This window comes from Mitsuaria sp. BK041, from assembly GCF_014193085.1.
GTDB lineage: Bacteria > Pseudomonadota > Gammaproteobacteria > Burkholderiales > Burkholderiaceae_C > Roseateles.
This window is the reverse complement of record NZ_JACHYT010000002.1, coordinates 1,724,130-1,748,637: the sequence shown is the minus strand read 5'-3', so window position 1 is coordinate 1,748,637 and position 24,508 is coordinate 1,724,130. Positions and strand designations below refer to the sequence as shown.

The 24,508-nt window shown below is 65.8% G+C and carries 21 protein-coding genes; 2 read left to right on the top strand and 19 right to left on the bottom strand.

Translation table 11 applies throughout. The features are described 5' to 3' along the window. Positions 1 to 22: 22 nt before the first annotated feature. The 6 genes from FHT38_RS23560 to FHT38_RS23535 all read right to left on the bottom strand — a co-directional run bounded on the left by FHT38_RS23560 (position 23) and on the right by FHT38_RS23535 (position 6,657). Complete coding sequence (locus FHT38_RS23560; protein ID WP_183493397.1) at positions 23 to 859, bottom strand: DUF4198 domain-containing protein; 837 nt, start codon at positions 857 to 859, stop codon at positions 23 to 25. Between the two features lie 40 nt (positions 860 to 899). Continuing rightward, on the bottom strand, positions 900 to 1,436 hold the full coding sequence (locus FHT38_RS23555; protein WP_183493396.1) for a DUF2271 domain-containing protein: 537 nt from the start codon (positions 1,434 to 1,436) through the stop codon (positions 900 to 902). A gap of 133 nt (positions 1,437 to 1,569) precedes the next feature. Next, complete coding sequence (locus FHT38_RS23550; RefSeq protein ID WP_091730346.1) at positions 1,570 to 2,247, bottom strand: PepSY-associated TM helix domain-containing protein; 678 nt, start codon at positions 2,245 to 2,247, stop codon at positions 1,570 to 1,572. Between the two features lie 18 nt (positions 2,248 to 2,265). Beyond that, a complete protein-coding gene (locus FHT38_RS23545; protein WP_183493395.1) occupies positions 2,266 to 2,946 on the bottom strand; it encodes a Fe2+-dependent dioxygenase in 681 nt (226 codons plus the stop codon). Between the two features lie 91 nt (positions 2,947 to 3,037). Continuing rightward, positions 3,038 to 5,311: a catecholate siderophore receptor Fiu gene (locus tag FHT38_RS23540; RefSeq protein ID WP_091730337.1), complete on the bottom strand. Its 2,274-nt coding sequence runs from the start codon at positions 5,309 to 5,311 to the stop codon at positions 3,038 to 3,040. Positions 5,312 to 5,667: 356 nt separating this feature from the next. Further along, positions 5,668 to 6,657 carry a TerC family protein gene (locus tag FHT38_RS23535; protein WP_091730334.1) on the bottom strand — a complete coding sequence of 330 codons (990 nt, stop codon included), beginning with the start codon at positions 6,655 to 6,657 and terminating at the stop codon, positions 5,668 to 5,670. 293 nt (positions 6,658 to 6,950) lie between these two features. Between FHT38_RS23535 and FHT38_RS23530 the strand changes: the two genes are divergently transcribed. Then, positions 6,951 to 7,307, top strand: coding sequence for a phage holin family protein (locus FHT38_RS23530; protein ID WP_091731857.1), 357 nt, complete (start codon positions 6,951 to 6,953; stop codon positions 7,305 to 7,307). Positions 7,308 to 7,393: 86 nt separating this feature from the next. Here FHT38_RS23530 and FHT38_RS23525 read toward each other — a convergent pair whose 3' ends face one another. Then, positions 7,394 to 8,965, bottom strand: coding sequence for a M48 family metalloprotease (locus tag FHT38_RS23525; RefSeq protein ID WP_183483833.1), 1,572 nt, complete (start codon positions 8,963 to 8,965; stop codon positions 7,394 to 7,396). A 61-nt stretch (positions 8,966 to 9,026) separates the two neighbouring features. On the opposite strand from FHT38_RS23525, the gene moaC reads away from it, so the two are divergent. Continuing rightward, the gene (gene moaC, locus FHT38_RS23520; protein WP_147240520.1) at positions 9,027 to 9,509 is read left to right on the top strand and encodes a cyclic pyranopterin monophosphate synthase MoaC; all 483 of its coding nucleotides are present in this window, start codon (positions 9,027 to 9,029) and stop codon (positions 9,507 to 9,509) included. Positions 9,510 to 9,541: 32 nt separating this feature from the next. On the opposite strand, the gene FHT38_RS23515 is transcribed toward moaC, so the two are convergent. From FHT38_RS23515 to FHT38_RS23460, 12 genes are all read right to left on the bottom strand, one after another. Beyond that, positions 9,542 to 11,341, bottom strand: a complete 1,800-nt coding sequence (locus FHT38_RS23515; protein ID WP_183493394.1) for a PglL family O-oligosaccharyltransferase — start codon at positions 11,339 to 11,341, stop codon at positions 9,542 to 9,544. A 70-nt stretch (positions 11,342 to 11,411) separates the two neighbouring features. Next, entirely contained in the window at positions 11,412 to 15,173 is a 3,762-nt protein-coding gene (locus FHT38_RS23510; RefSeq protein ID WP_183493393.1) for a fused MFS/spermidine synthase, read from the bottom strand. Between the two features lie 49 nt (positions 15,174 to 15,222). Further along, entirely contained in the window at positions 15,223 to 16,008 is a 786-nt protein-coding gene (locus tag FHT38_RS23505) for a pilus assembly protein (protein WP_183483825.1), read from the bottom strand. Between the two features lie 202 nt (positions 16,009 to 16,210). After that, complete coding sequence (locus FHT38_RS23500) at positions 16,211 to 16,630, bottom strand: pilin (protein ID WP_183483823.1); 420 nt, start codon at positions 16,628 to 16,630, stop codon at positions 16,211 to 16,213. 267 nt (positions 16,631 to 16,897) lie between these two features. Further along, on the bottom strand, positions 16,898 to 17,680 hold the full coding sequence (locus FHT38_RS23495) for an MBL fold metallo-hydrolase (RefSeq protein ID WP_183493392.1): 783 nt from the start codon (positions 17,678 to 17,680) through the stop codon (positions 16,898 to 16,900). Positions 17,681 to 17,924: 244 nt separating this feature from the next. Then, positions 17,925 to 18,581: an FHA domain-containing protein gene (locus FHT38_RS23490; RefSeq protein ID WP_091730306.1), complete on the bottom strand. Its 657-nt coding sequence runs from the start codon at positions 18,579 to 18,581 to the stop codon at positions 17,925 to 17,927. A gap of 39 nt (positions 18,582 to 18,620) precedes the next feature. Continuing rightward, positions 18,621 to 19,415 (bottom strand): Stp1/IreP family PP2C-type Ser/Thr phosphatase, encoded by a 795-nt coding sequence (locus tag FHT38_RS23485; protein WP_091730304.1) that lies wholly within the window; start codon positions 19,413 to 19,415, stop codon positions 18,621 to 18,623. Then, entirely contained in the window at positions 19,412 to 20,482 is a 1,071-nt protein-coding gene (locus FHT38_RS23480; protein ID WP_091730299.1) for a serine/threonine-protein kinase, read from the bottom strand. Before FHT38_RS23480 ends, FHT38_RS23485 begins: the two co-directional genes overlap by 4 nt. A gap of 18 nt (positions 20,483 to 20,500) precedes the next feature. Continuing rightward, positions 20,501 to 21,232, bottom strand: a complete 732-nt coding sequence (locus FHT38_RS23475; RefSeq protein ID WP_091730296.1) for a TerC family protein — start codon at positions 21,230 to 21,232, stop codon at positions 20,501 to 20,503. A gap of 194 nt (positions 21,233 to 21,426) precedes the next feature. Continuing rightward, a complete protein-coding gene (gene sucD, locus FHT38_RS23470; RefSeq protein WP_091730292.1) occupies positions 21,427 to 22,320 on the bottom strand; it encodes a succinate--CoA ligase subunit alpha in 894 nt (297 codons plus the stop codon). A 27-nt stretch (positions 22,321 to 22,347) separates the two neighbouring features. Continuing rightward, positions 22,348 to 23,508 (bottom strand): ADP-forming succinate--CoA ligase subunit beta, encoded by a 1,161-nt coding sequence (gene sucC / locus FHT38_RS23465; protein WP_183493391.1) that lies wholly within the window; start codon positions 23,506 to 23,508, stop codon positions 22,348 to 22,350. A gap of 400 nt (positions 23,509 to 23,908) precedes the next feature. Further along, positions 23,909 to 24,451, bottom strand: coding sequence for a regulatory protein RecX (locus FHT38_RS23460; protein WP_404935740.1), 543 nt, complete (start codon positions 24,449 to 24,451; stop codon positions 23,909 to 23,911). Positions 24,452 to 24,508 lie beyond the last annotated feature (57 nt).

The following is a 24,508-nucleotide window of genomic DNA, read 5'->3' as shown; positions in this document are numbered from 1 at the left end:
TGAGTCGTCCCGCTCGTCGGGCTCACTTGGGCAGCACCTCGAAGGTGGCGCTGACGCCGGCGCGCTGCACCGGCGCCTGGCGCGTGCCGGCCGGCGCATTGGGGCCGCGCGCCGGGCCGGTGCTCGCGCCGAGGAAGTAGCGGCCCGGCTCGGTCCACTCGACGGTGAACTCGCCCTGGGCGTCGGTCTTGAGCTCGACCTCGCCGAACTTGTAGCGGTAGCGGTTGCCTTCACGCACCAGCTTCAGCTGCACGTCGGCGGCCGGCTTGCCGTCCAGCAGGAGACGGAAGCGCGTCTTGTCGCCATGGCTCAGGTCGGTGACCGGGCCCAGCGGCAGCAGCTCCAGGCCGTCGCCCTCGGGCTTGAAGTCGACCTTGCCGGCCTCCTCCCTGCTGACGAAGGTCTGCTGGCGGTTGGTCATCACCGTCAGCGCGGTGATCTCGGCGTCGGCCGGCACGTCCTTGGCGAAGCTCGCCGGCGTGCCGCGGAAGCGCTTGGTCTCGCCGCCCTGCTTGTAGCTGCCCATCATGGACTGGCTGACGTTGCTGATGCGCCAGGTGCCGTCCTGCGTCAGCTTCACGTCGAAGCTCTCGCGGTGGCGGGCGGTGCTGCGGTTCTCGGCCTCGACGGTCTTGCCGTCCGGCGCGGTGATGCGCAGCGTGTCGAGCTTGAGCGCCCGCTCGAAGTTGAAGAGGTCTTCCGAGACTGCCGCGTCGAAGGAGGCCACCGGCTCCTTGCCGTCGAAGGCGGACTTGTTGGGCAGCAGCCAGGTCATGTGGGCGTGCGCGGCCAGCGGCAACAGCGCGGCGACGGCCAGGGCGACGGGGGCGAGGCGGGAAGCGATCGAAGTCTTCGTCATGGTGGAGTGCTCCGTGTCGTGTCGGGGGACGGGATGCCGCTCAGGGCTTGACGTTCAGTTCCAGCGCGCCGAGCTCGTGCTCGCCCTGCGCCTTGACGGTGGCCGCGGCCTTGACGGGCCAGGTCAGCGGCAGGCGCTGTACCTCGCGGCCGCCGGCCTCGCGGCTGGACTCCACGACGATGTCGTACTTGCCCGGGGGCAGCGCGGCCAGCGCCGGATGCGTGTCCAGCGAGATCGCATGCTCGCCGGGCGCGCGCGTGGCGGCGCTTACGCCGTCAGCGGGCACCGTCAGGTTGCGGCCGCCCTGGCGCCACCACTGGCGCATGTCCTTGAGCCACTTGGTGCCGGCGTTGTTCTGCTTCTTGATGTCGTACCAGACCGCCAACTGCGCGACGGCCGGGCCGGACTCGCCGGCCTTCTCGACCCAGACGGCGATGTAGGGGCGGTGGTACTCGGCCACGTTCAGGCGCGGCAGCTCGAGCTTGAGCTGGACGGTGGCGGCCCAGGCGGACGAGCCCGTGGCCAGGGTGCCCAGGGCACCGATCGTGAGGAGGGTACGACTTGCGGAGCGATTCATGGTCGATGTCTCGGTGGAAGGTCGGGAGGATCCTGGCGGCGGCTCGGAACGGGAAGGTCGGCGGAAAGAAGGACGGGACCGGCGCCGCGGCGGGCGCCGATCGTGGTCGTGTCGGGGATCAGGTCAGCTCAGGTCAGTGGATCAGCAGCAGCGCCAGCAGCGCGGGAATGACGAGGCCCAGGCCGACCAGCGGCCAGGTGCTGGGCCGGCTGACCGCATGGAACTTCAGGATCAGCAGGCCGGTGACGGAGAACAGCAGGCAGGCGACGGCGAAGAGGTCGATGAACCAGCTCCAGGCCACGCCGGCATGGCGGCCCTTGTGCAGGTCGTTGAAGTAGGAGATCCAGCCGCGGTCGGTGTCCTCGTACTCGACCTCGCCGCTGTCCCGCGCGATGCGGACCCAGGCGTCGCCGCCGGGGCGCGGCATCGCGAGGTAGACCTCGTCGCGGTTCCATTCGGCCTCGCGGGCATCGATGGGCCGGCCGAGTTCCTTCGCCAGCCAGGCGCGCACGGGCGCGGGTACGGCGGCCTTGCGGTCGGCCTCGCTGGCCTCGTCGACCGAGCGCGGCTTGAGCGTCGCGGCGAGCTCGGCGGGCAGCTGCGCCGTCTTGCCGACGATCGCGGGCTTGGACTCGATGTCGGCGGCGTGGTTCAGCGTGATGCCGGTGACGGCGAACAGGATCATGCCGATCAGGCAGATCGCCGAGCTGATCCAGTGCCACTGGTGCAGCTGCTTGAGCCAGGCCGCGCGCGCGGCGGGGCCCTTGCCGGGCTTGGCGGCGGAAGAGGGGGAAGTGTCGGCCGGCGTCATCGGAACGGTCTCGCGCGCTCAGGTCTCGGCCCAGAGCCGCAGCAGGTTGTGATAGTGGCCGGTGAGGGCGGTCGTCTCGGCGTCGTCGCCGAGCCGGGCGCGCAGCTTCTGGACGGTCTGGTCGAGCTCGAACAGCATCGCCCGCTGCCAGTCCTGGCGGACCAGGCTCTGCGTCCAGAAGAAGGAGCACACGCGCGCGCCGCGCGTCACCGGCGTGACGCGATGCAGGCTGGTGCTGGCATAGACGATCAGGTCGCCCGCGGGCAGCTTGACCTCGTGGGTGCCATAGGTGTCGACGACCTCCAGCTCGCCGCCCTCGTACTCGTCGGGCTCGCTGAGGAAGAGCGTCGAGGACACGTCGCTGCGCAGCGGCTGGTCGGTGCCCTGCTGGCGCATGATCGCGCCGTCGATGTGGAAGCCGTACTGCTCGCCGCCCTCGTAGCGGTTGAACAGCGGCGCCAGGGTGCGCAGCGGCAGCGCGGCCGAGATGAACAGCGGATGCCGCGCCAGCACCTGGCGGATGTGGGCGCCGATCTCGCGCGCGGCCGGATGGTCCACCGGCAGCTGGCGGTTCTGCTTGACCTTCGCGCCCTGCTCGCCCACGGTCGCGCGGCCGTCGGTCCAGTCGGCGGCGTCCAGGAGCTTGCGCATCTCGCGCACGTCCTGCTTGCTGAGCACTTCGGGGATGTGAAGCAACATGTCCGGATCGATTCGGTTCGGGGGCGGGACGGACGAACGGCCCGCCCCCGCCAGAACGGGAACGGGCCGCGCGTACGCTACCTCAATCGGCTCAGAAGCCGATGTTGGCCATCAACGTCACCGCACGCGGAGCGCCCAGCACCAGACGGCTGCCGCCGTTGTTCAGCGAGGACATGTATTCCTTGTCGAACAGGTTGGTGACGTTCAGCTGCAGGCTGAGGTTCTTGTTGACGCGGTAGGCGCCCATCACGTCCACGACGGTGAAGGCCGGCAGCGCCGCCAGGCCGTTGGCCGGCGCGGCATTGACGGTGACGATGCGCTTCTGCTCGGCCGTGTGGCGCACGCCGCCACCGATGGTGAAGTCGTTCCACTGGTACGAGTTCCACAGCGTGGCCGACCACTTCGGCGTCCAGCGCACGCCATCGGTGGTGGTCTGCACGCCGGTGGTCGAGTTGAAGCTGCGCAGGCTCAGCGCCTTGGCGTCCATGGTCTGGAAGCCGGCGGTGATCTGCCAGAAGTTGGTGATCTGGCCGACGGCCGCCAGCTCGATGCCCTGGACGCGGGTCTTGCCGCTCTGCGTGGCGACGTTGGTCACCGCGTCGACGCTGACCTGGCCGTCGTTCTCGCTGCGGTACAGCGCGGCCGTCAGGTTCAGGCGCTTGTGCAGCAGGTCCCACTTCGTGCCGACCTCGTAGTTCTTGGTCTCCTGCGCGTCGGCGGCGGTGGCGTTCTGGCCCGAGGCGGCCAGCGTCGAATTGGCGCCCCCCGGCGGCGTCAGCGAGTTGGCGGCGGCGGCGTAGACCGTGCCGTTCTCGGACAGCTTGTACAGCGCGGCGACGTTCCAGCTGGTCACCCACTTGCCGGTGTCCAGCGCGCCGGTGGCGGCGCTGCTGTACTTGACCTTGTAGTGCTCGGTGCGCAGGCCGGCGGTGAGCTTCAGCGCGTCGGTGACCGAGATCGTGTCCAGCGCGTAGATCGCGGTGGTGGTCGTGCTGCCCGAGGTGTCGGCCGCGGCATTGCGCACCGACCCGCCCAGGTCGACGTTGGGGTTCGGGTTGTACAGGTTGGCGACGTTGGTGCCGGCCGGGACCACGGCGGTGTAGCCGCGGTTGTCCTGGCTCTCGTACATCAGCTCGATGCCGGTGGACAGGTCATGCTTGAGACCACCGGTGGCCAGCGTGGTGTTGAGGCTGGTCTGGTTGGCCAGGATCTCGTTGGTCTGGTTGACGCGCTGACGCGAGCGGCTGATCGTCCAGGTGCTGCGGTCGGCCGGGTCGACCGCGACGATCGAGTTGATGCCGGTGACCAGGCGGTCCATGTAGGTGCGGCCGTAGCGCGAGACGTTACGCACCGTCATCTGGTTGCCGATGTCCATCTCGAGCTTGGCGGTGACCATGTCGGCCTTGACGTCCTCGTAGTCGTGGACGCTGCCGTAGAAATTCTTGCGGTCGACCTTGGGCGCGGCCATCAGCGCGGCGGCCTGGGCCGGCGTCACCGTCGCGGACGACACCGCCGTGTAGCCGGGCCAGCCGATGGTCGGCACGCCGCCGTCCGGGCGGTTGTTCTGGCGCAGGTGCTGCGAGTACAGGAAGAAGCGGGTCGGCGTGTTCAGGCCGAACGCGATCGAGGGCGCGATGCCGTAGTTCTTGCGCTTGACCTCGTCGCGGCCGGGGACGCCGTAGTCCTGCCACACCGCGTTCAGGCGCACGGCGCTGTTGTCGAAGATCTTCTGGTTGACGTCGACCGAGGCGCGCTTGCGGCTGGCGTCGCCGATCGTCACCGAGCCGTCGATGAAGTCGTCGATCTGCGGCAGCTTGGTGATCAGGTTGATGTAGCCGGCGCTGGCGGCGCGGCCGGTGTCGGCACCGGCCGGGCCCTTCACCACTTCGATCTGCTCGACGTTGAACACGTCGCGGGTCACCGCGCCCAGGTCACGGATGCCGTCGACGAAGGTCGAGGTGCTGGCGCTGAAACCGCGCATCTGGAAGGTGTCGCCGGCGGAGGTGTTGCCGTTCTCGCCCAGCTGCATCGTGATGCCGGGGGTGTTCTGCAGCGCTTCGATCAGCGAGACGGCGCCCTGCTCGCGCAGCACTTCCTTCTTGATCACCGAGATCGTCTTGGGCGTCTCCAGCAGCGGCTGGGTCAGCTTGGAGGAGGCGCTCTTGTCGGCCTTGTAGGCGGACTGGGCGGTGCCTTCGATCTTCACCTGGGGCAGGTAGGGCGCGGCGGAGGAGGACGCGGCGGTCGAGCCGGCGTCGGCGGGGGCAGTGGCTTCGGCGGCGTGGGCCAGCGGGAGGGTCAGGGAGGCGGCCAGTGCGGCCAGCGGGGCCACCGCGTGCTTGCGGCTCTTGATGTAGCGGGACATGGGGATCGAGCTCCGGGGGGAGAAGTTCTTATGGAAATCGGCTCGGCTGGCTGCGCGCTGGCGGCGTCGTCCCGACGCTTCACGGCGCACGGTGGCGGGCCCCTCCCTGATCGCGACTGGCTGGCGGTGGCGGGTGATTGAGGCCGGTTCTGGACTCAAAGGCCGCAAATGCTAAGCATTCTCATTTGTACATGTCAAAGATTTGCTGGTGAATAGCGCTTCCGCGTGGCGAACGCGCGACGCCTGGGCCTGCTCGGAATCTGCTCGGAAATGCAAAAACCCGCGGGACGCTGGCGCGTCACGCGGGTCGGAGGGGGATGGCGGGGCGGGGAAGCGCCCTGCCCGTCAGCGGGCCGTCAGTTCAGCGCGTCCGGCGACTCGTTCGAGCGATGCTCGGGCAGCTTGGGCGCGGTGCGCAGGCTCCAGATCATCGTGATCGCGAGGATCGCCACCACCACGCCCAGCGACAGCAGCACCGGGATCTTGATGACGTCGATCAGCATCATCTTGGCGCCGATGAACACCAGCACGACGGCCAGGCCATAGCTCAGGAGGTGGAACTTGGACGCCATCGCCGCAAGCAGGAAGTACATCGCGCGCAAGCCGAGGATCGCGAAGATGTTGGAGCTCAGCACGATGAAGGGATCGCTGGTGATCGCGAAGATCGCCGGGATCGAGTCCACCGCGAAGATCACATCGGTCATGCCCACCAGCGCGATCACCAGCAGCATCGGCGTGGCGATGCGCTTGCCGTTCTCGACGGTGAAGAAGCGTTCGCCGTCGAAGTTCTTGCTGACCGGCAGCACACGACGCAGCAGCTTCAGCGCGGGGTTGTCCTCGAGGTCCGGTTCCTTGCCGGCCGCCCACCACATCTTGATGCCGGTGATCAGCAGGAAGGCGCCGAAGAGATAGAGGATCCAGTGGAATTGCGCGATCAGCCAGCCGCCGACCAGGATCATCACCGTGCGCAGCACGATGGCGCCGATGATGCCCATCATCAGCACCCGCTTCTGGTAGGCCGACGGCACCGCGAAGTAGGTGAAGATCATCAGGAAGACAAAGATGTTGTCGACCGCCAGCGATTTCTCGATGAGATAGCCGGTGATGAACTCCAGCGCCTTGGTGTTGGCGAGCGCCGTGTCGCCGGTGCCGTCCTTGACGGCCCACCACAGCAGGCCCATGAAGGCGACGCTCAACGCCACCCACACCAGCGACCAGTTGATCGCTTCCTTGACGCCCACCTCGTGCGCGCCCTGCTTGCGCAGGACAACGAAGTCGAGGAACAGCGACACCACGACGATGCCGACGAAAACCACCCACAACCAGGTGGGCACGATCGTGCTCATGAAGACTCCTTGCAAGAACGGGGCGGACTGTACCGATCCCCAAGACACTCGCGGCGATCGAGCGACCGCCGTCCGGCCAAAAGGTCTTGCAAGACTGACGCCACGCCGCGTCGGTGACGGCGGTCCGGTGTCAGGTGCAGAGCCCGGCTGCCAACAAGGCAACGTACTGACGGGCGTCTGCCGCGGCCTGGGCCGCGTGGCTACTCCCCTTTCGGAAGGTTCGGATTATCTTGTGTTGTTGGCGATTTCAAGTTCGTATTTTTCTGATGATGCCTGCCGGTATGCTGAGCGGCATGAAAACGCTGACCCGTTGGCTGCTTCTGGCGGCCGCGCTGCTGCTGGTGGCGCATCTCTACCCTGGCGTCCAGGTGAAGGGCTTCGGCACGGCGCTGATCGCGGCCTTCGTGCTGGGCTTGTTCAACACGATCCTGCGACCGGTGCTGGTGCTGCTGACGCTGCCAGTCACGCTGTTGACGCTGGGCCTGTTCCTCTTCGTCATCAACGCGCTGCTCTTCTGGGCCACGGCCACCGTGCTGGACGGCTTCACCGTCGCGGGATTCGGCGCGGCGCTGATCGGCTCGCTGATCTACTCGCTGTGCGGCATGGCCATCGACGTGCTGATCGAACGGCTGTTCCCCGACAGCGAATGAGCCCCCCTCGCTGGCCAGGGCACCTCCCGCCATGAAAAAGGCCGCTCTCATCGAGCGGCCTTCGTTCTGGCGCCTGCGAGGCGCATTCACGGTTCGGCGCCAGGCGGCACCCCGCGGGGATACATCTCCATCAGCATCTGGCGGCGCTCATAACGAAGATCGCGCAGCCGGGAGTCGATCACCGACGCTTCGAACTGGTCGGCCGAGCGAGCGCGGCCCTGGCGTTCCGCCGACGCGAGGCGGTCGATCGCGCCGGTGATGTCGCCGAGTGCCGCGCGGTTCTCGCCCTGAGCCCGCAGCGAGCGCAGCGGTTGGCCGAGCTGCTGCCACAAGGTGCCGCTTTCCTGCCAGGCCAGCGCGTCCTGCGCATGCAGCGCCAGGTGGGTCTGCAGCGCCTCGGCGGCTTCCCGCTTCACTTCCGGCCGCGGGTCCGCCTGCGCCAGATCCGCGCGGATCATCAGCATCGGGCGCGAGCGCTCGTTCTTGAGCGGCTCCAGCGCCGCGAAACCAGCGTCCGGCCTGCCGCGGGCGACCTCCAGTTCAGCATGCGCGTAGACGAGCAGCCGCTTCGCGCCCGGGTCGGCGCCGAGCAGGCCCGCCAGCGCGTCGGCCGTCTTCAGCGTGGCCTCGGCGCGGGAGAAGTCCCTCAGCTTGATCGACGCCAGCGCGCTGGTGTAGCGCGCGGCGAGCTGATCGATGTTCTTCTCGCCGGCTCTCGAGCCAGCGTCTAGGCCCTGGAGCACGCGCCAGGGATCGGTGCGCTGGTCCATCAGCACACGGGCGCGCGCGGCCATCAAGACATGCTCCGAGGTGCCGACCAGCTTGGTCTGCGCGGCCGTGCCCAGTCGCGCGCGCGCCTCGCCGATGCGCTCGCTGGTCAGCGGGTGACTGCGCAGGTAGGGATAAGCCCCCGAATCCATCAGGTGATAAGCCTGCTCCATGCGCTCGAACATGCTGGCCATGCCGGCGGGCTGGTAGCCCGCCTGCGTCATGACCTGGAAGCCCACCCGGTCCGCCTCGCGCTCCATGTCGCGCGAGAAGTTCAGTTGCGCTTGCGCCGCTGCCGCCTGGCTGGTGACGATCGCGGCCTGGGCGCCGTCGACGCTGCGGCTCTTCGCGGCGGCGAGGATGCCCAGCAAGAGCCCCACCGTCGCGAGCGCACTGGTCCGGGCATCGCCGACGATGCTCCGCGCGATGTGCCGCTGCGTGACGTGCGACAACTCGTGCCCCAGCACCGAGGCCAATTCGTCACGCGCCCCCGTCATGGCGATCAGCCCGAGGTGTACGCCCACGTAGCCGCCGGGCAGCGCGAACGCGTTCACCGAGCGGTCGCGCACCAGGAAGAGTTCCCAGGCGAAACGGTCGCTGGTGTCGTCGCTGATGTTGCCGAGCCGGCGCGCCGCGTTCACCAGCGGCTGCCAGGTGTTCTGCGCGTACTCGAGCAGCAGCGGATCGTCGATGTAGTCGGGGTCCGGCCGGATCTGCCGCATGACCTGGTCGCCGAGCTTCTTCTCGGCGCCGATGCTGACGTCCGCGGACACCGAGTCGCCCAGGGCGGGCAGGTTCACCTGCGCAGCGGCGCCCTGGCCGAGCAGCATCGCGCTGAGCAGCACCGCCAGGCAACGACGGCTGAAGGGAATGGGGTTCGGTCGCTTCAAGGGATCTCCAGGGCGGGAACTATGATGACGCCTCTTCGGTTTCGCGATTGTTGCCGCGCCCATGAGCTCGCCTCTGACCCATTTTGACGCCGACGGACAAGCCCACATGGTGGACGTCTCCGGCAAGGATGTCACGCACCGCGTGGCGCGCGCGGCGGGGCGCATCCGGATGAAGCCGGCGACGCTGGCTCTGATCCGCGATGGGAACGCAAAGAAGGGCGATGTGATCGGCGTCGCGCGCATTGCCGCGATCCAGGCCGCGAAGCGGACGTCGGATCTGATTCCGCTGTGCCATCCGCTGCCGATCACGCGGGTGGCTGTCGAGTTCGAACTCGATGAGGCGGCGAACGCGGTGGTCTGCACCGCGCAGGTCGAGACGCTGGGGCGCACCGGCGTCGAGATGGAGGCGCTGACCGCCGTGCAGGTGGGACTGCTGACCGTCTACGACATGTGCAAAGCCGCTGATCGGGGCATGGTCATGGAGCAGATCCGCGTGCTGGAGAAGCACGGCGGGAAGTCGGGCGACTGGACCGCCGAGGTCTGACTCCCCAGCCCCTATCCGCTTGGCTCGCCCGATCAGCGTAGTTCGCGGAAGCTGTACTCGCGCTTCGGCGCTTCGCATTGGAAGGGCTTGGCTGCGGCGCCCAGTTGCGCGACCTCGTCGCATTCGTTGAGCCACTCCTCGCTGGCGACGTTGCGGAACTCGCGCAGGCGCTGGACCAGGTAGCGCGCCTTGTCGGTCTCGCCGACCGCGTTGAGCGATTTCGCCCAGGCCATCAGCAGGCGCGTGTCGATCAGGTGATGCCCGGTCTGCCGGGCTGCGGCGAGAGCCACGGCTCCCGGCGGTTGCACCGTGGCTTCGGCGTAATCGGCTTGGAGCGCGAACAGCGGCGAACGCTGGCCAGCGGCGATGCGGTCGTCGAGCGAAGCCGCACCGGCCGGCGGCGCGTAGATGTGCACGATGCGCAGGTAGTCGATCACGACCAGCGGCACGGCGGCCGCAACCACAAGCCCGAGCGCCGCCAGCCATGGTCGGCGCTGACCGGTCGCCGGCGTCGACTCGGCGACATCCCCCCCCGCCAGACAGAGCCCATAGGCGAATGCAGCCGGAAGGAGGAAATAGGCATACCAGAGGGGGTACTCGAACTGGCTGTGGAGGCCGATCATCGCGACCAGCATGGCCGCGCAACGCGTGGCCGCGCTTCCGCGCACGGCGCGGGCGAAGCCCTTCCACAGACCCAAGGCGAGCAGGGCTAGCGTGAGCAGGCCCAGGGGCAGCCCCATCTCGACGAGCAATTGCAGTTCGAGGTTGTGGGTGTGATCGAAGAACGCGACCGGGCGGTCCGGGAACGGCGTCATCGTCCAAGCGAAGTTGAAGTCTCCCCAACCGGAGCCGGTCAGCGGGTAGCGCTGCAACAGGCCGATCGCGTTTTTCATGATCGCGATGCGCGACGGAGAACCCGCGCCTTCCTCAGACACGCGGGACTGGGCGCCGAAGGCGTGATGGCTCAGGGCGGTGTAAGCCTCGAGCAGCCCCCAGCCGATGGCGAACATGATCAGCGTCGATCCCAGCGCGATGCGCACGCGCGGGGCGAGTCGGGCATCGACCGCGCCCCAGAGGGCGAGCATCGCCACGCCGATCATGCCGGTGCGGGAGGCGCTGAGCAGCACGCAGAAGACGAAGAGAAAGAGCAGCACGTGCAGTGCGACGGTGCCTCTCAGCGCTCCGCCCAGACGGCGAGCGAGCCAGCCGCCTTGCGCCAGCCACACGGACGCGACGCAGGCCCACATCAGCAGGCTCGCAAGGTGATTGGGCTGGCGCATGTTGCCGACCGCGCGACCCACGAGCCCTGAGCGTGCGATGACGTTGCCGTCGGCCAGCGACGGGAAGAACATCTGGATGAGGCTGACGACGACGCTCAGCACACCGGCGCCGACGAGGGCGACGCAGAAGAGCGTCAGCACTTGGTCTCTCTGGTTGGCCACCACGGCGCGACCGGTTTGCACGGCGAGCAACGCGCCGAGCAGCATCGCAATGCTGGTCAACGACATGGACCAGGGGAGTCCATGGGTGAACGGCGCCGCCAAGGCGACGGCGGTCATCAGCAGCAGGGAGAGGGACACGCCGTCGTTGCGCCAGCCTGCGCGCAGGGAGCGTCCCCACGCCAGACCGGCGACCAGCAGCCCGAGACCTGCAAAGGCCATCAGCTGGTTGTAAAGCGTGGCCGACGGCGTCTGGTTGAAGGCGATCAGCGGGGCGAGCGTGACGCCAACGAGCAGGCCCAGGAGGATAAGCGGCCGGCGGGGCGGTACGACCGACTGCCCCGGATCAAAGGTGGACATATCGGCGGTACGAGTCGTCGCGGCGGGCGTCATGGGCAATTTGCGTCTTGCGGACTGACTACTTTACTGTCCTGGCGCATCAACGCCGCCGACGCCTCACTCATCAGCGGGTAGCGGCGGAAGCCGGAGCCGTCGGTATCGAAGGTGACGCGCTGAAGCGTTGCAGCACCGCCAGATTCTGTTGTTGTGAGGCCAGCGGGTCACGAACATTGGCTCGTGGCGTGCTGTACTCGAGTCGCACATTGTCGTCGGTGCTAACCCACACGGCGGGCGCTACGCCTGAACTGGCCACAAAGCGATCCACCCCATCGGGTGCGAGCAACCGGTCTCCGATCAGCGCTCGGAGTGGCCGGCCAAGGATTGTCCGAACCTCCTCAAGCTCCGCAAAGGACTCCAGCGTCTGCACCGCTTGCAGTCGAGGCATCGCGCGAGCGGGATCGTTGGTGGCGACCAAGACGCCCTGCCCACCCAACACATACAGGCTCACGAAGTGGAACGAGCTGCGCAGGCTGGCCACGACGGTTAGGATGTCCTCAGGCGTCAACCGGTGCAATTGCACCCACTGCTGTAGCACACCGTCCTCCGTCATCCTGCGCTTTGCCAGTTCATAGAACTCATGGTTGTAGAGCGAGGCGGCGCCCGCGAACCAGATAGAAGTCAGCTCGATGCTGACTACATCGTATTGATCTCGCGACAGCAACAGTAGATTGCGGCCGTCGGTCACACTGAGGTGCACGCCTGGCTGCGACGAGACCTGACGGTTGATCGCCGGAAAATGCTGGTCAGCGAGCCGCACGATATCGGCGCTGAGTTCCGCAATATCCACTCGCTTGAAACCCGCCTCGTGAAAAACGCGGCTGGTTGCCCCGGTTCCGTAGCCGATCACAAGCGCCCGCTCCCGACGCTCCTGATGCATTAGCGGCGCCATCGCGAAGCCGATCTGTGCCTGCATCTCTCCGGTGAGCCAGTCATTGCCTTGGAATTTTCCGTTGGTCAGCAGCGTCTTCAGAGGCCGGCCTTGAAGGTCGCCTTGCGCCACTGCGGTTAGGCCACCGTCAATGCTTTCTGCGTGGTCCACCACACGCCCCCAGTCCTGCGCCGCGAAATACACATTGGCACCTGAACTGAGAGTGCGGTAATCCAGCGTGGCGTCGCGGTGTTGCCAAAGGAGCCCGAGTGTTGCGACGGCGAATAGAGCGACCCAGCGTCGCGATCGTCCAGCAATGGAGGTTGTGAGCAGGATGAGTCCGAGCGCTATCGCGCAGAAAGCGATCAACAGAGCCGCATCCAAGCCGCCCCAGCGCGGCAACACAACGAATCCAAACAGCAGCACACCGACGATATTGCCCAGGGTATTGATTGCCGCCGCGGCACCGAGTCGCTTGACAGTAGCGCCAGAGGTCGCGATTTCCATCGCGAAAACGTAGGCCGCGCCGATGCACAGGGTCGGTGGCACCATGATCAGCATGCATACCATGCCGCGGATCGCTTCGCGGCTGCCGAAGCTTCGTACCGCCCCGTACTGTTGAAAACTGGCGAAATAGTCTGGGATAGCGTTCCATCCGCCAGCAGTGAGAACAATCGACGCGGCAAGGCACAGCAGGGCTGCGGCCAGGCCGGCCACAGGGGACAGTCGTCCGAGGAGTCGGCGCGCGCCTTCGCCCCCGAGCGATAGGCCCATGAGGAACGCGGCCAGCATCAACCCAAATGCATAGACGCTGTTGCCCGCCACGATCGACAGCAGGTGCACGTAGGTGACCTCCAGGCCAAGCGACAGCATGCCACCGATGCCCAGCGCCGCCATGGCCAACGTCACCTGCCGGCTGCCGAACGGCGTCTGGCTGGAGCCGGCCAGAGCGGCCGGCACGGCAGCACGGTCTGCGGCCGGCTGCTTGAGCAATTCAAGCGCGCCGAGCGCCACCATGAGGTTGAGCAAAGCGGCGATAAGCACAGTGCGCTGGATACCCACCGCCGGAATCACGAAGTAGGCCGTCAGGAGTGCGCCGAGCGCCGCGCCAATGGTGTTGCAGAAGTAGAGCCAAGCCACCCGATTGCCCAGCGAGCCGGCGGTGGCACCGAGCGCCTGAGCGAGCAACGGCAGCGTCATACCCATCAGTACCGTCGGCACGGAGAGTACTGCAGCGCCGAGCGCGATCCGCAGCACCAGCAGCTGTGGCGCGTCGGGTGGCACGCCCGCAGCCAAGGCCACGTATGCGGCCTGCGCGAGATCGAACAAGAAGGGCGATAGCACGCAGTAGCCTGCGATCGCAAGTTCGACGATGGCGTAATCGCGCAGCGGTCGATGCGAGCGTGTCGCTAGTACGCCGCCAATCAGTGCGCCGATCGACATGCCGCCGAGGAATGTCGCCAACACCGTGAAGGTCGCAGTGGCCGTGCTGCCGAAAACCAGAGCCAGCTTTTTCGCGAAGACGACCTGATACACCAATGCCGCAGCACCGGAAGTTACGAACATCAGACCGAAGCGATGCAGCCATCGACGCTGCACTTCAAGCTCCGCGGTGGCTTGGGGGCTTGGCGCTGGTTCGATGGGGGTGATCGCGTGCGCCTCGAATTGGCGTCGCCACGAGATCTGCAAGACCACGACCGCGATCGTGACGAGTAGCATACCGAAGGCGATCCATTGATGCTCCTGCAAGAAGGGCATCGCAAAGCGCATGCACAGCACCCAGACCAGCCACTGGCCAAAGCCGGCGATAACGACCCGCCGCTTGGCTGCCGACGTCCACGGAACTCCAGTCGTGACCATTGCCATTGCGCCAAGCACGAATGGGATGGCCACTATCAAGTCAATCAGATAGTGCTCGCCCAGGGCGATTGTTGCCGAGGCAACGCCCAAGGTCGCCAAGGCGCCAACAAGGCGCGGCAGCCAATGCCGCACGGTCTGCCATAACACGATGCACGCCGCCAAGGCCCAGCCGAAGTGCATCGACGGCATGCCGTTACGGGGGTAAGGGGCAAGTACAAGGACCTGCTGAAGAGTAACGGGCTTGGCGATTGCAGTCGCGAAACCCACGTCACCAAAGACGTAGCGCGGGCCTGTGATGGGAAACAGGTGATAAGCGACGCAGGCGGACATCGTCATCAACAGCCATATCAGCGTCACGCTCGGCACATGGGCCCGCTTGCCTGCGAGTTGCAAAGCCACCGCGCCAAGTAGGAACGCAGGCGTATAGGTGTAGAGAAACTCATGTAGTTCAAGCAACCCAGGAGATCCGCGGACAGCCTGCACAACCGACGCCGCGAAGCCAAAGTTCAGCAATTGATCCATGGCCAGCGCGTGGGTGTCCATGACCTCGGGATGAGCCGCCGCGGTCAATTGAAGCGCGGCGTTCGCAAGAACAATATTGAGCAACAGAAGAACCAAGACGCCGCGCATTCGGTAACCGATCAAGTCGGCAGGAATGGAACGACCAGCGAGCACAGCACGATGAATAACCAGCGCGATACATGGCACGCCGTATGCCAACAAGATGTGTTCGGGGTTGGAGGGGCGAAACACATCGGGTAGCAGCAAGGCAAGCAAAGCGTAGACCGCTGAGCCACCCATGAGCGACACGGCCATTGCGGTACGGCTAGGCAATGTTCCCCAAAACAGGATCACGAACAACACCGCAACGCTATCCACGACATTGAAGCGCTGAATGGCCGTGCCGAAGAACAAACTCGGAATGATTGAGGCTCCAGGCCAACTGCAGAGGCCAAGGCTGGCCGCTAACGCAAGAATCAGCAATGCAACCAACGCTGCCTTGATGGCTAGCTTGGTGTCTCGTACGCATGCGTCACTTGTGGACGTCGCAGGGTGAAGAGTCAGCGACGACGGCACTGCAGGCAAATATTCAGTCATGTAGGGAATGCGTGGTCCGCAGATGTGTGTCAGGCAATGAAGCGGAGCTTCAGAATGACTCGACGGGCGCAAATCCGACCGGATCGCCCGTGGTCTTGTCGATCAGCACGGACCAATCCAGACGACGCGCAATCACGGGAATCACCAGCAGCTGATCTGCGGGGCGGCCTGTGCGAGCAATGGCCGCGTCCACCTCCACGCGATTCGCCAACGACGTCAGGAGTGGCTCGAGTGGCTTGCCCACCTTTAGGGTTTCGCGGCGGGCGTCGGGCCCCCAAGTCCGCCAGAACAACGGTCGTGCGCCGAGGTCCGCCCCCGCCATGGCCATGAAGATGGCATCACCTTGTTCTTGCGCCGATGGCTCGGCCGTTGCCACCAACCATGGTCCGTTCAGTGGTAAAGACCTAAAGCCTTCCTGCGCACGCGGCAATTCCTCCGACACGACCTGAACCGCCGTGGTGACACGGAAACGCGACCCCTCCAGCGCCAGCGCGATCGGGCGTGCGACATAAACCGTATGCAAGCCATAGAAGAGCGCAGCAATTTGCAGGGCGACAATGACAATCAGGTCCCGCTTGAGCACCCGCATCGGCTTGCGGGGGTCGAAGATCGCAAGAGTAATCAGCGGGCCCATGACGATATCAACGCCCATCACAAGAAAAAGTAGGTGTTCGCCGCCCGAGATCACCCGATATGGCCAGGGATACCAAACCAGCAATACCAACGCTGCGACAGCCGTCGCTACCGCGATGCAACTGACCAGGTGGATGGCACTAGCACGGACACGAGTTCGCCATGCGAAGCGCGCGTCAGGGGGCGGTGTCAGCGGAAGCATGAATAAACCCGTGGGTGGGGAGAACGGCAGGTGTGGCCACTCGGTGTCGGCAGCCTTCCGTGAAATTGGAGTATTCGGGGCGGCGGTATGGTAACGCGGCAGTCCGAGGCAAAACTTCGGTTGAATACCTCCAAACGACGAAAGGAGCCCGTAGGCTCCTTCTTCATGGCGCTCCAGGCGCCTTTCAGTTCACAAGGCTAGATTACTTGCAGCTGGCCGGCAGATACTGCTTGGCAACCGTGCCGCCGGAGCAAGTCCAAACCACGACTTCGGTGTTGGCAGGCAGCGAGCTCTTGATGACCACGGTCTGGCCCGACAGCTTGGGTTCGACACTGCTGCCGGTAACCGTGATGTTGGTGCCATCGAAGGCCGTCGAGGCGACGACGCTGCCCGACGGAGCGGTCGGCATGGCGATGTCAGCGGTAGCGGGCATCGTGCCCTTGACCGTGACCCATTCCTGAATGTTGGCCTTCGGTTGAGCGGTGAACGCGTACATTTCCGACGCCTTGGCGCGGATGATGTAGTCACGATACGCCGGCAGAGCCACGGCGGCCAGGATGCCGATGATCGCCACGACGATCATCAGCTCGATCAGGGTGAAACCTTGTTGAACGCGCTTCATAAACACTCCAAAGAGAGATTAGGGGTAGAGACGACCTCCATGAACGCAGGGGCCGTGCCAGCCGCATTCCTTCTCCGTTCCGTGACCCACTTCACAGCCTGTCGGCGGCGACCTGACTTCAAGTGACCATTTTTGTCAGCCGCCCTGCCACGATTTGTCAGTCGCCGAGGTGCTGCCAAAGTTTGTCGGCCAAGGTACGCGACCACCCGAAACGAAGCCGCCCACAGCGAAGATCGGTGCGGGCGGCAAGTGTGGCGGCAGCGAACGTTAGGCCAGTGCGAACTCCTGGAAGTTCTCCAGGGCAGACAAGCGATGCGTCGTACGAAGCGCCATGACTGCCTCCATCACCGCCTCCCGTTCACCGGGTTTGATGTGGGTGATGTGTACATCAATCGAACCGTCTAGCTTCGCCAGTTCATCCCGCAATGTTGTCGGGCATAGGTGCTTGCTGATGCCGGCGAGCCCGCATTCGTCGTCGCCAAACGCGCATTCGATGACCAGATGCGCGACCTTGATCTCCGACAGCCGCTGCCAGAGCGCCGGATTCGGGCCGGTGTCTCCGGTGAAGACCCAGTGACCAAGCGCTCCGCCATCCACGGCAAAACCCACCGCGGGAACCGTATGCGCAGCGCTCAGCACCTCGATGCGGCGACCATCGCCGAGATCCAACCGATCGCCCACGGCGAACTCATGGAAGGTCAACGCGGGCCGATCCGTTGACGGCAAACGGGTGAAGTCCGGCCAGATGACGCCGTTGAATACGTGGGCCCGGAGGGCTTCCAGCGTTTCTCGAAGCGCATGGACCTTCACCGGCGGGCGGCCTGCCTGGGCGCGTCGGCGTTGGACGGTGTCAGCCAGCAGGCCGATCGCCAGGACGTGGTCGAGATGCGAATGCGTGACCAGGATATGGTCGACCTTGGCCATCGCCTCCACAGTGAGCTCGGCCACGCCGCTGCCGGCGTCGATGAGCACATCGTCGTCCAGCAGGAAGGAGGTGGTCCTGTAGCCGGCCGCCAGGGCGCCGGCGCAACCGAGCACGCGAATCTTCATGCCGGGGACTGTAGAGGCAGCCTTGCGCGGCGCTAAGCGCCGAATCCGCGAATCGGGGACTTATTGCCGTCGCTTACGCGACGCCGCCGGTGTGCCGTGAAAACCTGCACGCGTGTCAGTCATCGACCGACAGTGCTGAATCATCTGGATACAGGATTGGCGGCGATCCAACGCCTGATTTGGCCGAAACGCACGTGAAAAAGGGGCTCGCGAGCCCCTTTGACCGGATCTGCGGAGCGAAGCGTCAGACCTGCACGAATTGCATCTGCGTGCCGGCCAACTCGATCACGTCACCGTTTTTCAGCGGGACCGACTCGGCGGTCAGAGGCGCGCCGTTGACCACCGGTCTGGCGCCGCCCTCGACGTGTGCGAAGACATAACCGCTGGGCCGCTTGGTGATCGACGCCACCTGCACGCCGGGCTTGCCGACCGTCGTGACCACCTTGGTCAGCGTGACCTCACGGCCGGCTGCCGGCCCGTTGAGCACCTTGATGGCGGCGGGCGCGGTCGACACCGGCGCCGGGCCCAGGCCACCGAACGAGGACGGCAATCCAAAACCGCTGCTCGGGGCCGTGCCCGGGCGCAGGATCATCGTCTTCTCGTAGTCGGCGTTGTCCTCGACCAGATACTTGATCTTGTACTTCCCGACTTCGATCACGTCGCTGTGCGAGAGCAGCTGCTTCTTGATCGCCTTGCCGTTGATGTACGTGCCGTTGGTCGAGTTCAGATCCTCGATGAAGACATCCGCGCCAACCATCTGCAGCACGGCGTGCTCGCCGCTGACCGCCAGGTTGTCGATGACGATGTCGTTGTACGGCCGACGGCCGAGCGTGGTCTTGTCCTTGGTGACCTGCACTTCCTTGATCACCACGCCGTCGAGCGACACCACCAGCTTGCCCATGCTTGACCTCGAGTCCTGTCTTATTTGTAGCGGGCCGCCTCAACGGCGCCCATTGTTACGACTGAATGGCCACCACGCCCATGGCTTGGTGCGACTTTCCGCGCGAACCAGAACGATCGCAATATTATCCTTGCCGCCCATGTCATTGGCCGCGTCGACCAACGCCTGCGCCGCCTCAGGCAGGTCTTCGTGGCTTTGCAACACCTGTGCCACGCTGGCGTCATCGACCATGTCGGACAGTCCATCGCTGCACAGCAGGATCTGGTCGCCCGGCAGCAGCTCATGCTGATGGACTTCCAGCATCACCGTGTCCTCGACGCCTACAGCCCGCGTCACCAGATTCTTGTTGCTGCTGAAGACGGCTTCCTCGGGTGTCAGTAGACCTGCATCGATCTGTTCCTGCAGCAACGAATGGTCACGCGTCAACTGAACGAGTTGCCCTTCCCGCAAGCGGTAGGCGCGCGAGTCGCCGACGTGTCCAAGCAGCAGGCTCTGTTCTCTGAAGACTGCCAGGACCAACGTCGTGCCCATGCCGGCATAACGCGGATTCGTGTTGGCGGCGTTGAAGATCGCCCGGTTGGCGTTGTCGACGCAGATGTCCATCGCACGCCGCACATCGATGTCGGTCGCATGCTGCCCGCTCTCAGCCAGCCAGCGCCCCAGTTCCGACTTGATGAAGGTCGTCAGCATCTGGCTGGCGACTTCCCCGGCGTTGTAGCCCCCCATGCCGTCGGCGAGGACCGCCAGCCCGACGCCCGGCTCCAGGGCGACCGAGTCTTCATTGTTGTCGCGCACGCGTCCGGTGTCGGTGGCGCTGAAGAACTCCAGGGTCATGTCTTGCTGGCGGGATCGGCTGGGGGAAGGGGATTGTGCACTGCGCCCTGGGACTGTAGCCGCAAAGTTCGCTCGAATGCCTGTCCCGCTGGCGGGGGGGGTGTGGCGCCTGTGCTATTGGCCAATTCGACCGGAATCTGGCTCAACACCGCCTCCAGATCCTGAGCCATCAGGTCACCGCGCTGGTAGCGCAGCTCGGGGCGTTTCTCCAGCGCGAGAGCGACGATCAGCGCCAGCGATTCCGGGAGCTCCGGACGCAGGCGACGGATGTCCGGCGCCGGCTGGTTGGTGATCTGATGCATCAGCGTGGCCATCGACTCGGACTGGTGGGGCAGATGGCCGGTGAGCAGCTGGAACAGCATCGCACCCAGCGAATACAAGTCGCTGCGCCCGTCCACCTGCAGGCCGGCCAGCTGTTCCGGCGACATGTAGGACGGCGTACCCAGCACCAGGCCGGTCCGCGTGCGGCTGCCGTCGGCGACGCGCGCGATGCCGAAGTCCATGATCTTCACGCTGCCGGACTCGCGCTCCAGCATCACGTTCGCCGGCTTGATGTCGCGGTGCACGACGCCGTGTCCATGGGCGTAAGACAGGGCCCGCGCCAGCCGGGCGCCGAGCAGCAGCACCTCCCGCAGGGGCAGCAGCTGCCCCGCTCGCGTGTGGTGGCTGAGATCCTGCCCGACGACGTACTCCATGGCGATCCAGGTGTCGCCGGCGCATTCGCCGGCGTCCAGGACGCGAAGGATGTCGGGGTGATCCAGGTGTCGCGCCGCGCTGGCTTCCCGCATGAAGCGGTCGCGGACGTCGATCAGGTCCTCGGGCGCGAATTCGCGTTGCAAGGCCAGCCGCTTGATCGCGACCGTTCCGCCGCTGCGCCGGTCGATCGCACGGTTGACCACCGCCATCGCCCCGCGACCGAGTTCCTCGCCGATCTCGTAGTCGTCGAGCGCCACGCCGGCCGCGCGCGGCATCGGCTGTGTCGTGGGCAGGGTGTCAGGCGCGCCATGCCCGTCCTCGTCGGACGCGCCCCGGCCCAGCAATCGCTTCAGGAAGCCGGAGGCGCTCATGGCATGGCGGGCCTTTCGTCAGGCTTCGGCCGGCTTGCGCGCAGCCAGCAGCTTGCCGACGATCAACACGAACAGTGCGCCACCCACGCCCAGCGCGTAATAGACCTGTGGCAGCACTTCCGTGGTCCCGGGCTTGTCGCCCGGCTGCATCGGCACCCAGCTGTTCAGCGCCGGATCGGTGACCAGCATCGTGCCGGCGATCCAGCCCAGCAACATTGCGCCCAGCGTGATCACGATCGGGAACTTGTCCATCAGCTTGATCACCAGCTGGCTGCCCCAGACGATGATGGGGATCGAGACCAGCAGGCCGAAGATCACCAGCGGCATCTGGTGATGGGAGCCCGCGCCTTCCGCGGCACCGGCGATCGCGATGACGTTGTCCAGGCTCATCACGAAGTCCGCGATGATGACGGTCTTCACCGCGCCCCAGAGCTTGTCGCTCGCTTCCATCTTCGAGTGGTCATCCTCGGCTTCCGGCATCAGCAGCTTGATGCCGATCCACAGCAGCAGCGCACCGCCGACCAGCTTCAGGAACGGCAGCTTGAGCAGCGTGAGCGCGAAAAAGATCAGCACGACGCGCAGCACGATCGCGCCGGCGGTGCCCCACATGATGCCCTTCGTGCGAAGGTTGGGCGGCAGCTTGCGGCAGGCAAGCGCGATGACGACGGCGTTGTCGCCACCCAGCAGGATGTCGATCAGGATGATCTGGCCGACGGCGAGCCAGAACTCGGGGCTGGTGAACATGTCCATGGAGGGGAACCCGCGCCGGGCCTCGCGCAACGAGGGCCCAGTCTAAAGCGTTGGAGGGATGAACGAGAGAAGGGGCCCACTGGGCCCCTTCCTTGGTTCAGGGGGTACGCGAGGATTGTCCCCGCCCTACCCCTGGGATCGCAGTGCGTGAAATTACGCACCAACGATCTTCCTCATCAGGTTTTTCCTGCTGCTTACAGCAGGCCCTTCAGCAGCTTGCCCATTTCAGACGGGTTGCGGGTCACGGTGAAGCCGCACTCTTCCATGATGGCCAGCTTGGCATCGGCCGTGTCGGCGCCGCCCGAGATCAGCGCGCCGGCGTGGCCCATGCGCTTTCCGGGAGGGGCGGTGACGCCGGCGATGAAGCCGACGACCGGCTTCTTCATGTTGGCCTTGCACCAGCGCGCGGCTTCCGCCTCGTCCGGGCCGCCGATCTCGCCGATCATGATCACGGCGTCGGTGTCGGGATCGTCGTTGAAGGCCTTCATCACGTCGATGTGCTTCAGACCGTTGATCGGGTCGCCACCGATGCCGACGGCCGAGGACTGGCCCAGGCCGATCTCGGTCAGCTGCGCGACCGCTTCATAGGTCAGCGTGCCGGAGCGCGAGACCACGCCGATGCGGCCCTTGCGGTGGATGTGGCCGGGCATGATGCCGATCTTGATCTCGTCGGGCGTGATCAGGCCGGGGCAGTTCGGGCCCAGCAGCAGCGTCTTCTTGCCGCCGGCCAGTTCCTTGGCCTTCATCTTGTTGCGCACTTCCAGCATGTCGCGGACGGGGATGCCTTCCGTGATGCAGATCGCCAGGTCCAGGTCAGCCTCGACGGCTTCCCAGATCGCGGCGGCGGCGCCCGCGGGCGGCACGTAGATCACCGACACGGTCGCGCCGGTCTGGGCGGCGGCTTCCTTCACGGTGCCGTAGATGGGGATGTCCGAGAACTTCTCGCCCGCCTTCTTCGGGTTCACGCCGGCGACGAACGCGTTCTTGCCGTTGGCGTAGGCCTGGCAGCCCAGGGTGTGGAACTGACCGGTCTTGCCCGTGATGCCCTGGGTGATGACCTTGGTGTCCTTGTTGATGTAGATGCTCATGTCGTATTCCTTGGCTGGGTCTGCGGCTTACTTGACGGCGGCGACGATCTTGGTCGCGGCTTCGGCCATGGTGTCGGCGGCGATGATGGGCAGGCCGGACTCGGCCAGCATCTTCTTGCCCAGCTCCTCGTTGGTGCCCTTCATGCGGACGACCAGCGGCACATTCAGGTTGACGGCCTTGCAGGCGGTGATCACGCCTTCGGCGATGGTGTCGCACTTCATGATGCCGCCGAAGATGTTGACGAGGATGCCCTTCACCTCGGGGTTCTTCAGCATGATCTTGAAGGCCTCGGTGACCTTTTCGGCGGTGGCGCCGCCGCCGACGTCCAGGAAGTTGGCCGGCTCGCCGCCGAACAGCTTGATGGTGTCCATCGTGGCCATGGCCAGGCCGGCGCCGTTCACCAGGCAACCGATGTTGCCGTCCAGCGAGATGTAGGCCAGGTCGAACTTGGAGGCTTCGATCTCAGCCGGATCCTCTTCGTCCAGATCGCGGTAGGCGACGATTTCCGGATGACGGAACAGCGCGTTGGCGTCGAAGTTGAACTTGGCGTCCAGCGCGATCAGGTTGCCCTTGGAGTCGCAGTTCAGCGGGTTGATTTCCACCAGCGACGCGTCGGTGTCCATGTAGCACTTGTAGAGCTTGGCGAACAGGTCGACGGCCTGGTCCACCGAAGCGCCGGTCAGGCCGATGGCCGCGGCGATCTTCTTCGACTGCCCCGCGGTGATGCCGGTCAGCGGGTCGATGTACTCGGTGATGATCTTCTCGGGGGTCGAGTGGGCGACTTCCTCGATGTCCATGCCACCCTCGCTCGACGCGATGAAGGCCACCTTCTGGGTGCCGCGGTCGGTCACCAGCGAGACATACAGCTCATTCTTGATGTCCGCGCCTTCCTCGATGTACAGGCGGCGGACCTTCTGGCCGGCCGGGCCGGTCTGGTGCGTGACCAGCTGCATGCCCAGGATCTGCTCGGACAGCGCCTTCACGTCGTCCAGGCTCTTGCCCAGCTTGACGCCGCCGCCCTTGCCGCGACCGCCGGCGTGGATCTGCGCCTTGACCACCCAGACCGGGCCGCCCAGCTTCTGCGCGGCTTCGACCGCTTCTTGCACCGTGAACGCGGGAATGCCGCGCGGCACCGGCACGCCGAACTGGCGCAGGATTTCCTTGCCCTGGTACTCGTGAATCTTCATAGGGAGGTCTCGCTTGATGGATGAATCAGGAAGAGGCCGCCGATGCCGCGGACGCTCCGCGATGCCGGCGTTGAGATGGGGTTTGCAGCGCCGGATTCAGCCGGGCCTCCGCGACAAGGATCCCGTCGTCGCGGCCATAGGACCTCGCGTCGACGGTTCGGCGACGTTGCGGCGGATGGCGCTCGGGGGAGGCGGTGAAAGACATAAACCGATGCAAACACGCAAAAACACGCCCGCGGACGAACGCCGGCGGGCTGGTTTGCGAAGCCGAAAATGTAGCATGCTGCGTTGCATCAAGCCCTTGGCGCGGTTGTGCCGCGCACTGGCGTGGGCTTGTCAGCGGCTCGAAAGGTGCTCGTGACGCACGAAGTTTCAGGCGGTTTCTGCGTCTGTCACCGCTTCATGCGTCAGGGCCGGCGGCAACGCGGCGCACCGCCTTGCGGGCGAGTTCGGATCCAAAGCCTCGCCCCGTCAGGAAGCGCAGCCGTTTGGCCTCCGCCGACGCGTCCACCGGCGCTCCCTCGCCGAACTTGCGACGCAGCAACTCACAAGCGCGGTCCAGCTCTCCGGCCGCCAGCGCCGATCGCTGCTCCGCGTCGAGCGCCAACCCATGCTGGGCGAGCTCCTGCTCGATGCGGCGCTGTCCGAAGCGCTGGGAGCGCGCGTGGATGCGCGACTCGACGAATCGCGATTCGTCGAGATAGCCGTTCGCCTTGAGCCAGTCGAGGACCGCGTCCACTTCCTGGGTCAGCGTGACCGCCTGGGCTTCGGAGCCGTCTGGATCCTCGGCCTCGGAACGCCCGGCCCCCGGCCCTGGGCTCGAAGAGGGATTGCCCTCGCCGGCGGCGGCCTCGATCAGCGCAGCTTGTCGATCACGAGCAATGCGCAGCAGCTTGCGGCGCAGCTCCATCGCGCTGTGCTCGCGCTGCGCGAGCAGGGCCACGGCTCTGGCCTTGAGCGACAGCGGCTGCGAGGCCGAACCCCGCCGGTTTCCGGACGG

Bases quoted from the DNA above. Each gene is read 5' to 3' on its own strand.
- FHT38_RS23560 (WP_183493397.1), bottom strand. From the start codon at position 859: ATGACGAAGACTTCGATCGCTTCCCGCCTCGCCCCCGTCGCCCTGGCC.
- FHT38_RS23555 (WP_183493396.1), bottom strand. From the start codon at position 1,436: ATGAATCGCTCCGCAAGTCGTACCCTCCTCACGATCGGTGCCCTGGGC.
- FHT38_RS23550 (WP_091730346.1), bottom strand. From the start codon at position 2,247: ATGACGCCGGCCGACACTTCCCCCTCTTCCGCCGCCAAGCCCGGCAAG.
- FHT38_RS23545 (WP_183493395.1), bottom strand. From the start codon at position 2,946: ATGTTGCTTCACATCCCCGAAGTGCTCAGCAAGCAGGACGTGCGCGAG.
- FHT38_RS23540 (WP_091730337.1), bottom strand. From the start codon at position 5,311: ATGTCCCGCTACATCAAGAGCCGCAAGCACGCGGTGGCCCCGCTGGCC.
- FHT38_RS23535 (WP_091730334.1), bottom strand. From the start codon at position 6,657: ATGAGCACGATCGTGCCCACCTGGTTGTGGGTGGTTTTCGTCGGCATC.
- FHT38_RS23530 (WP_091731857.1), top strand. From the start codon at position 6,951: ATGAAAACGCTGACCCGTTGGCTGCTTCTGGCGGCCGCGCTGCTGCTG.
- moaC (WP_147240520.1), top strand. From the start codon at position 9,027: ATGAGCTCGCCTCTGACCCATTTTGACGCCGACGGACAAGCCCACATG.
- FHT38_RS23515 (WP_183493394.1), bottom strand. From the start codon at position 11,341: ATGACGCCCGCCGCGACGACTCGTACCGCCGATATGTCCACCTTTGAT.
- FHT38_RS23510 (WP_183493393.1), bottom strand. From the start codon at position 15,173: ATGACTGAATATTTGCCTGCAGTGCCGTCGTCGCTGACTCTTCACCCT.
- FHT38_RS23505 (WP_183483825.1), bottom strand. From the start codon at position 16,008: ATGCTTCCGCTGACACCGCCCCCTGACGCGCGCTTCGCATGGCGAACT.
- FHT38_RS23500 (WP_183483823.1), bottom strand. From the start codon at position 16,630: ATGAAGCGCGTTCAACAAGGTTTCACCCTGATCGAGCTGATGATCGTC.
- FHT38_RS23495 (WP_183493392.1), bottom strand. From the start codon at position 17,680: ATGAAGATTCGCGTGCTCGGTTGCGCCGGCGCCCTGGCGGCCGGCTAC.
- FHT38_RS23490 (WP_091730306.1), bottom strand. From the start codon at position 18,581: ATGGGCAAGCTGGTGGTGTCGCTCGACGGCGTGGTGATCAAGGAAGTG.
- FHT38_RS23485 (WP_091730304.1), bottom strand. From the start codon at position 19,415: ATGACCCTGGAGTTCTTCAGCGCCACCGACACCGGACGCGTGCGCGAC.
- FHT38_RS23480 (WP_091730299.1), bottom strand. From the start codon at position 20,482: ATGAGCGCCTCCGGCTTCCTGAAGCGATTGCTGGGCCGGGGCGCGTCC.
- FHT38_RS23475 (WP_091730296.1), bottom strand. From the start codon at position 21,232: ATGGACATGTTCACCAGCCCCGAGTTCTGGCTCGCCGTCGGCCAGATC.
- sucD (WP_091730292.1), bottom strand. From the start codon at position 22,320: ATGAGCATCTACATCAACAAGGACACCAAGGTCATCACCCAGGGCATC.
- sucC (WP_183493391.1), bottom strand. From the start codon at position 23,508: ATGAAGATTCACGAGTACCAGGGCAAGGAAATCCTGCGCCAGTTCGGC.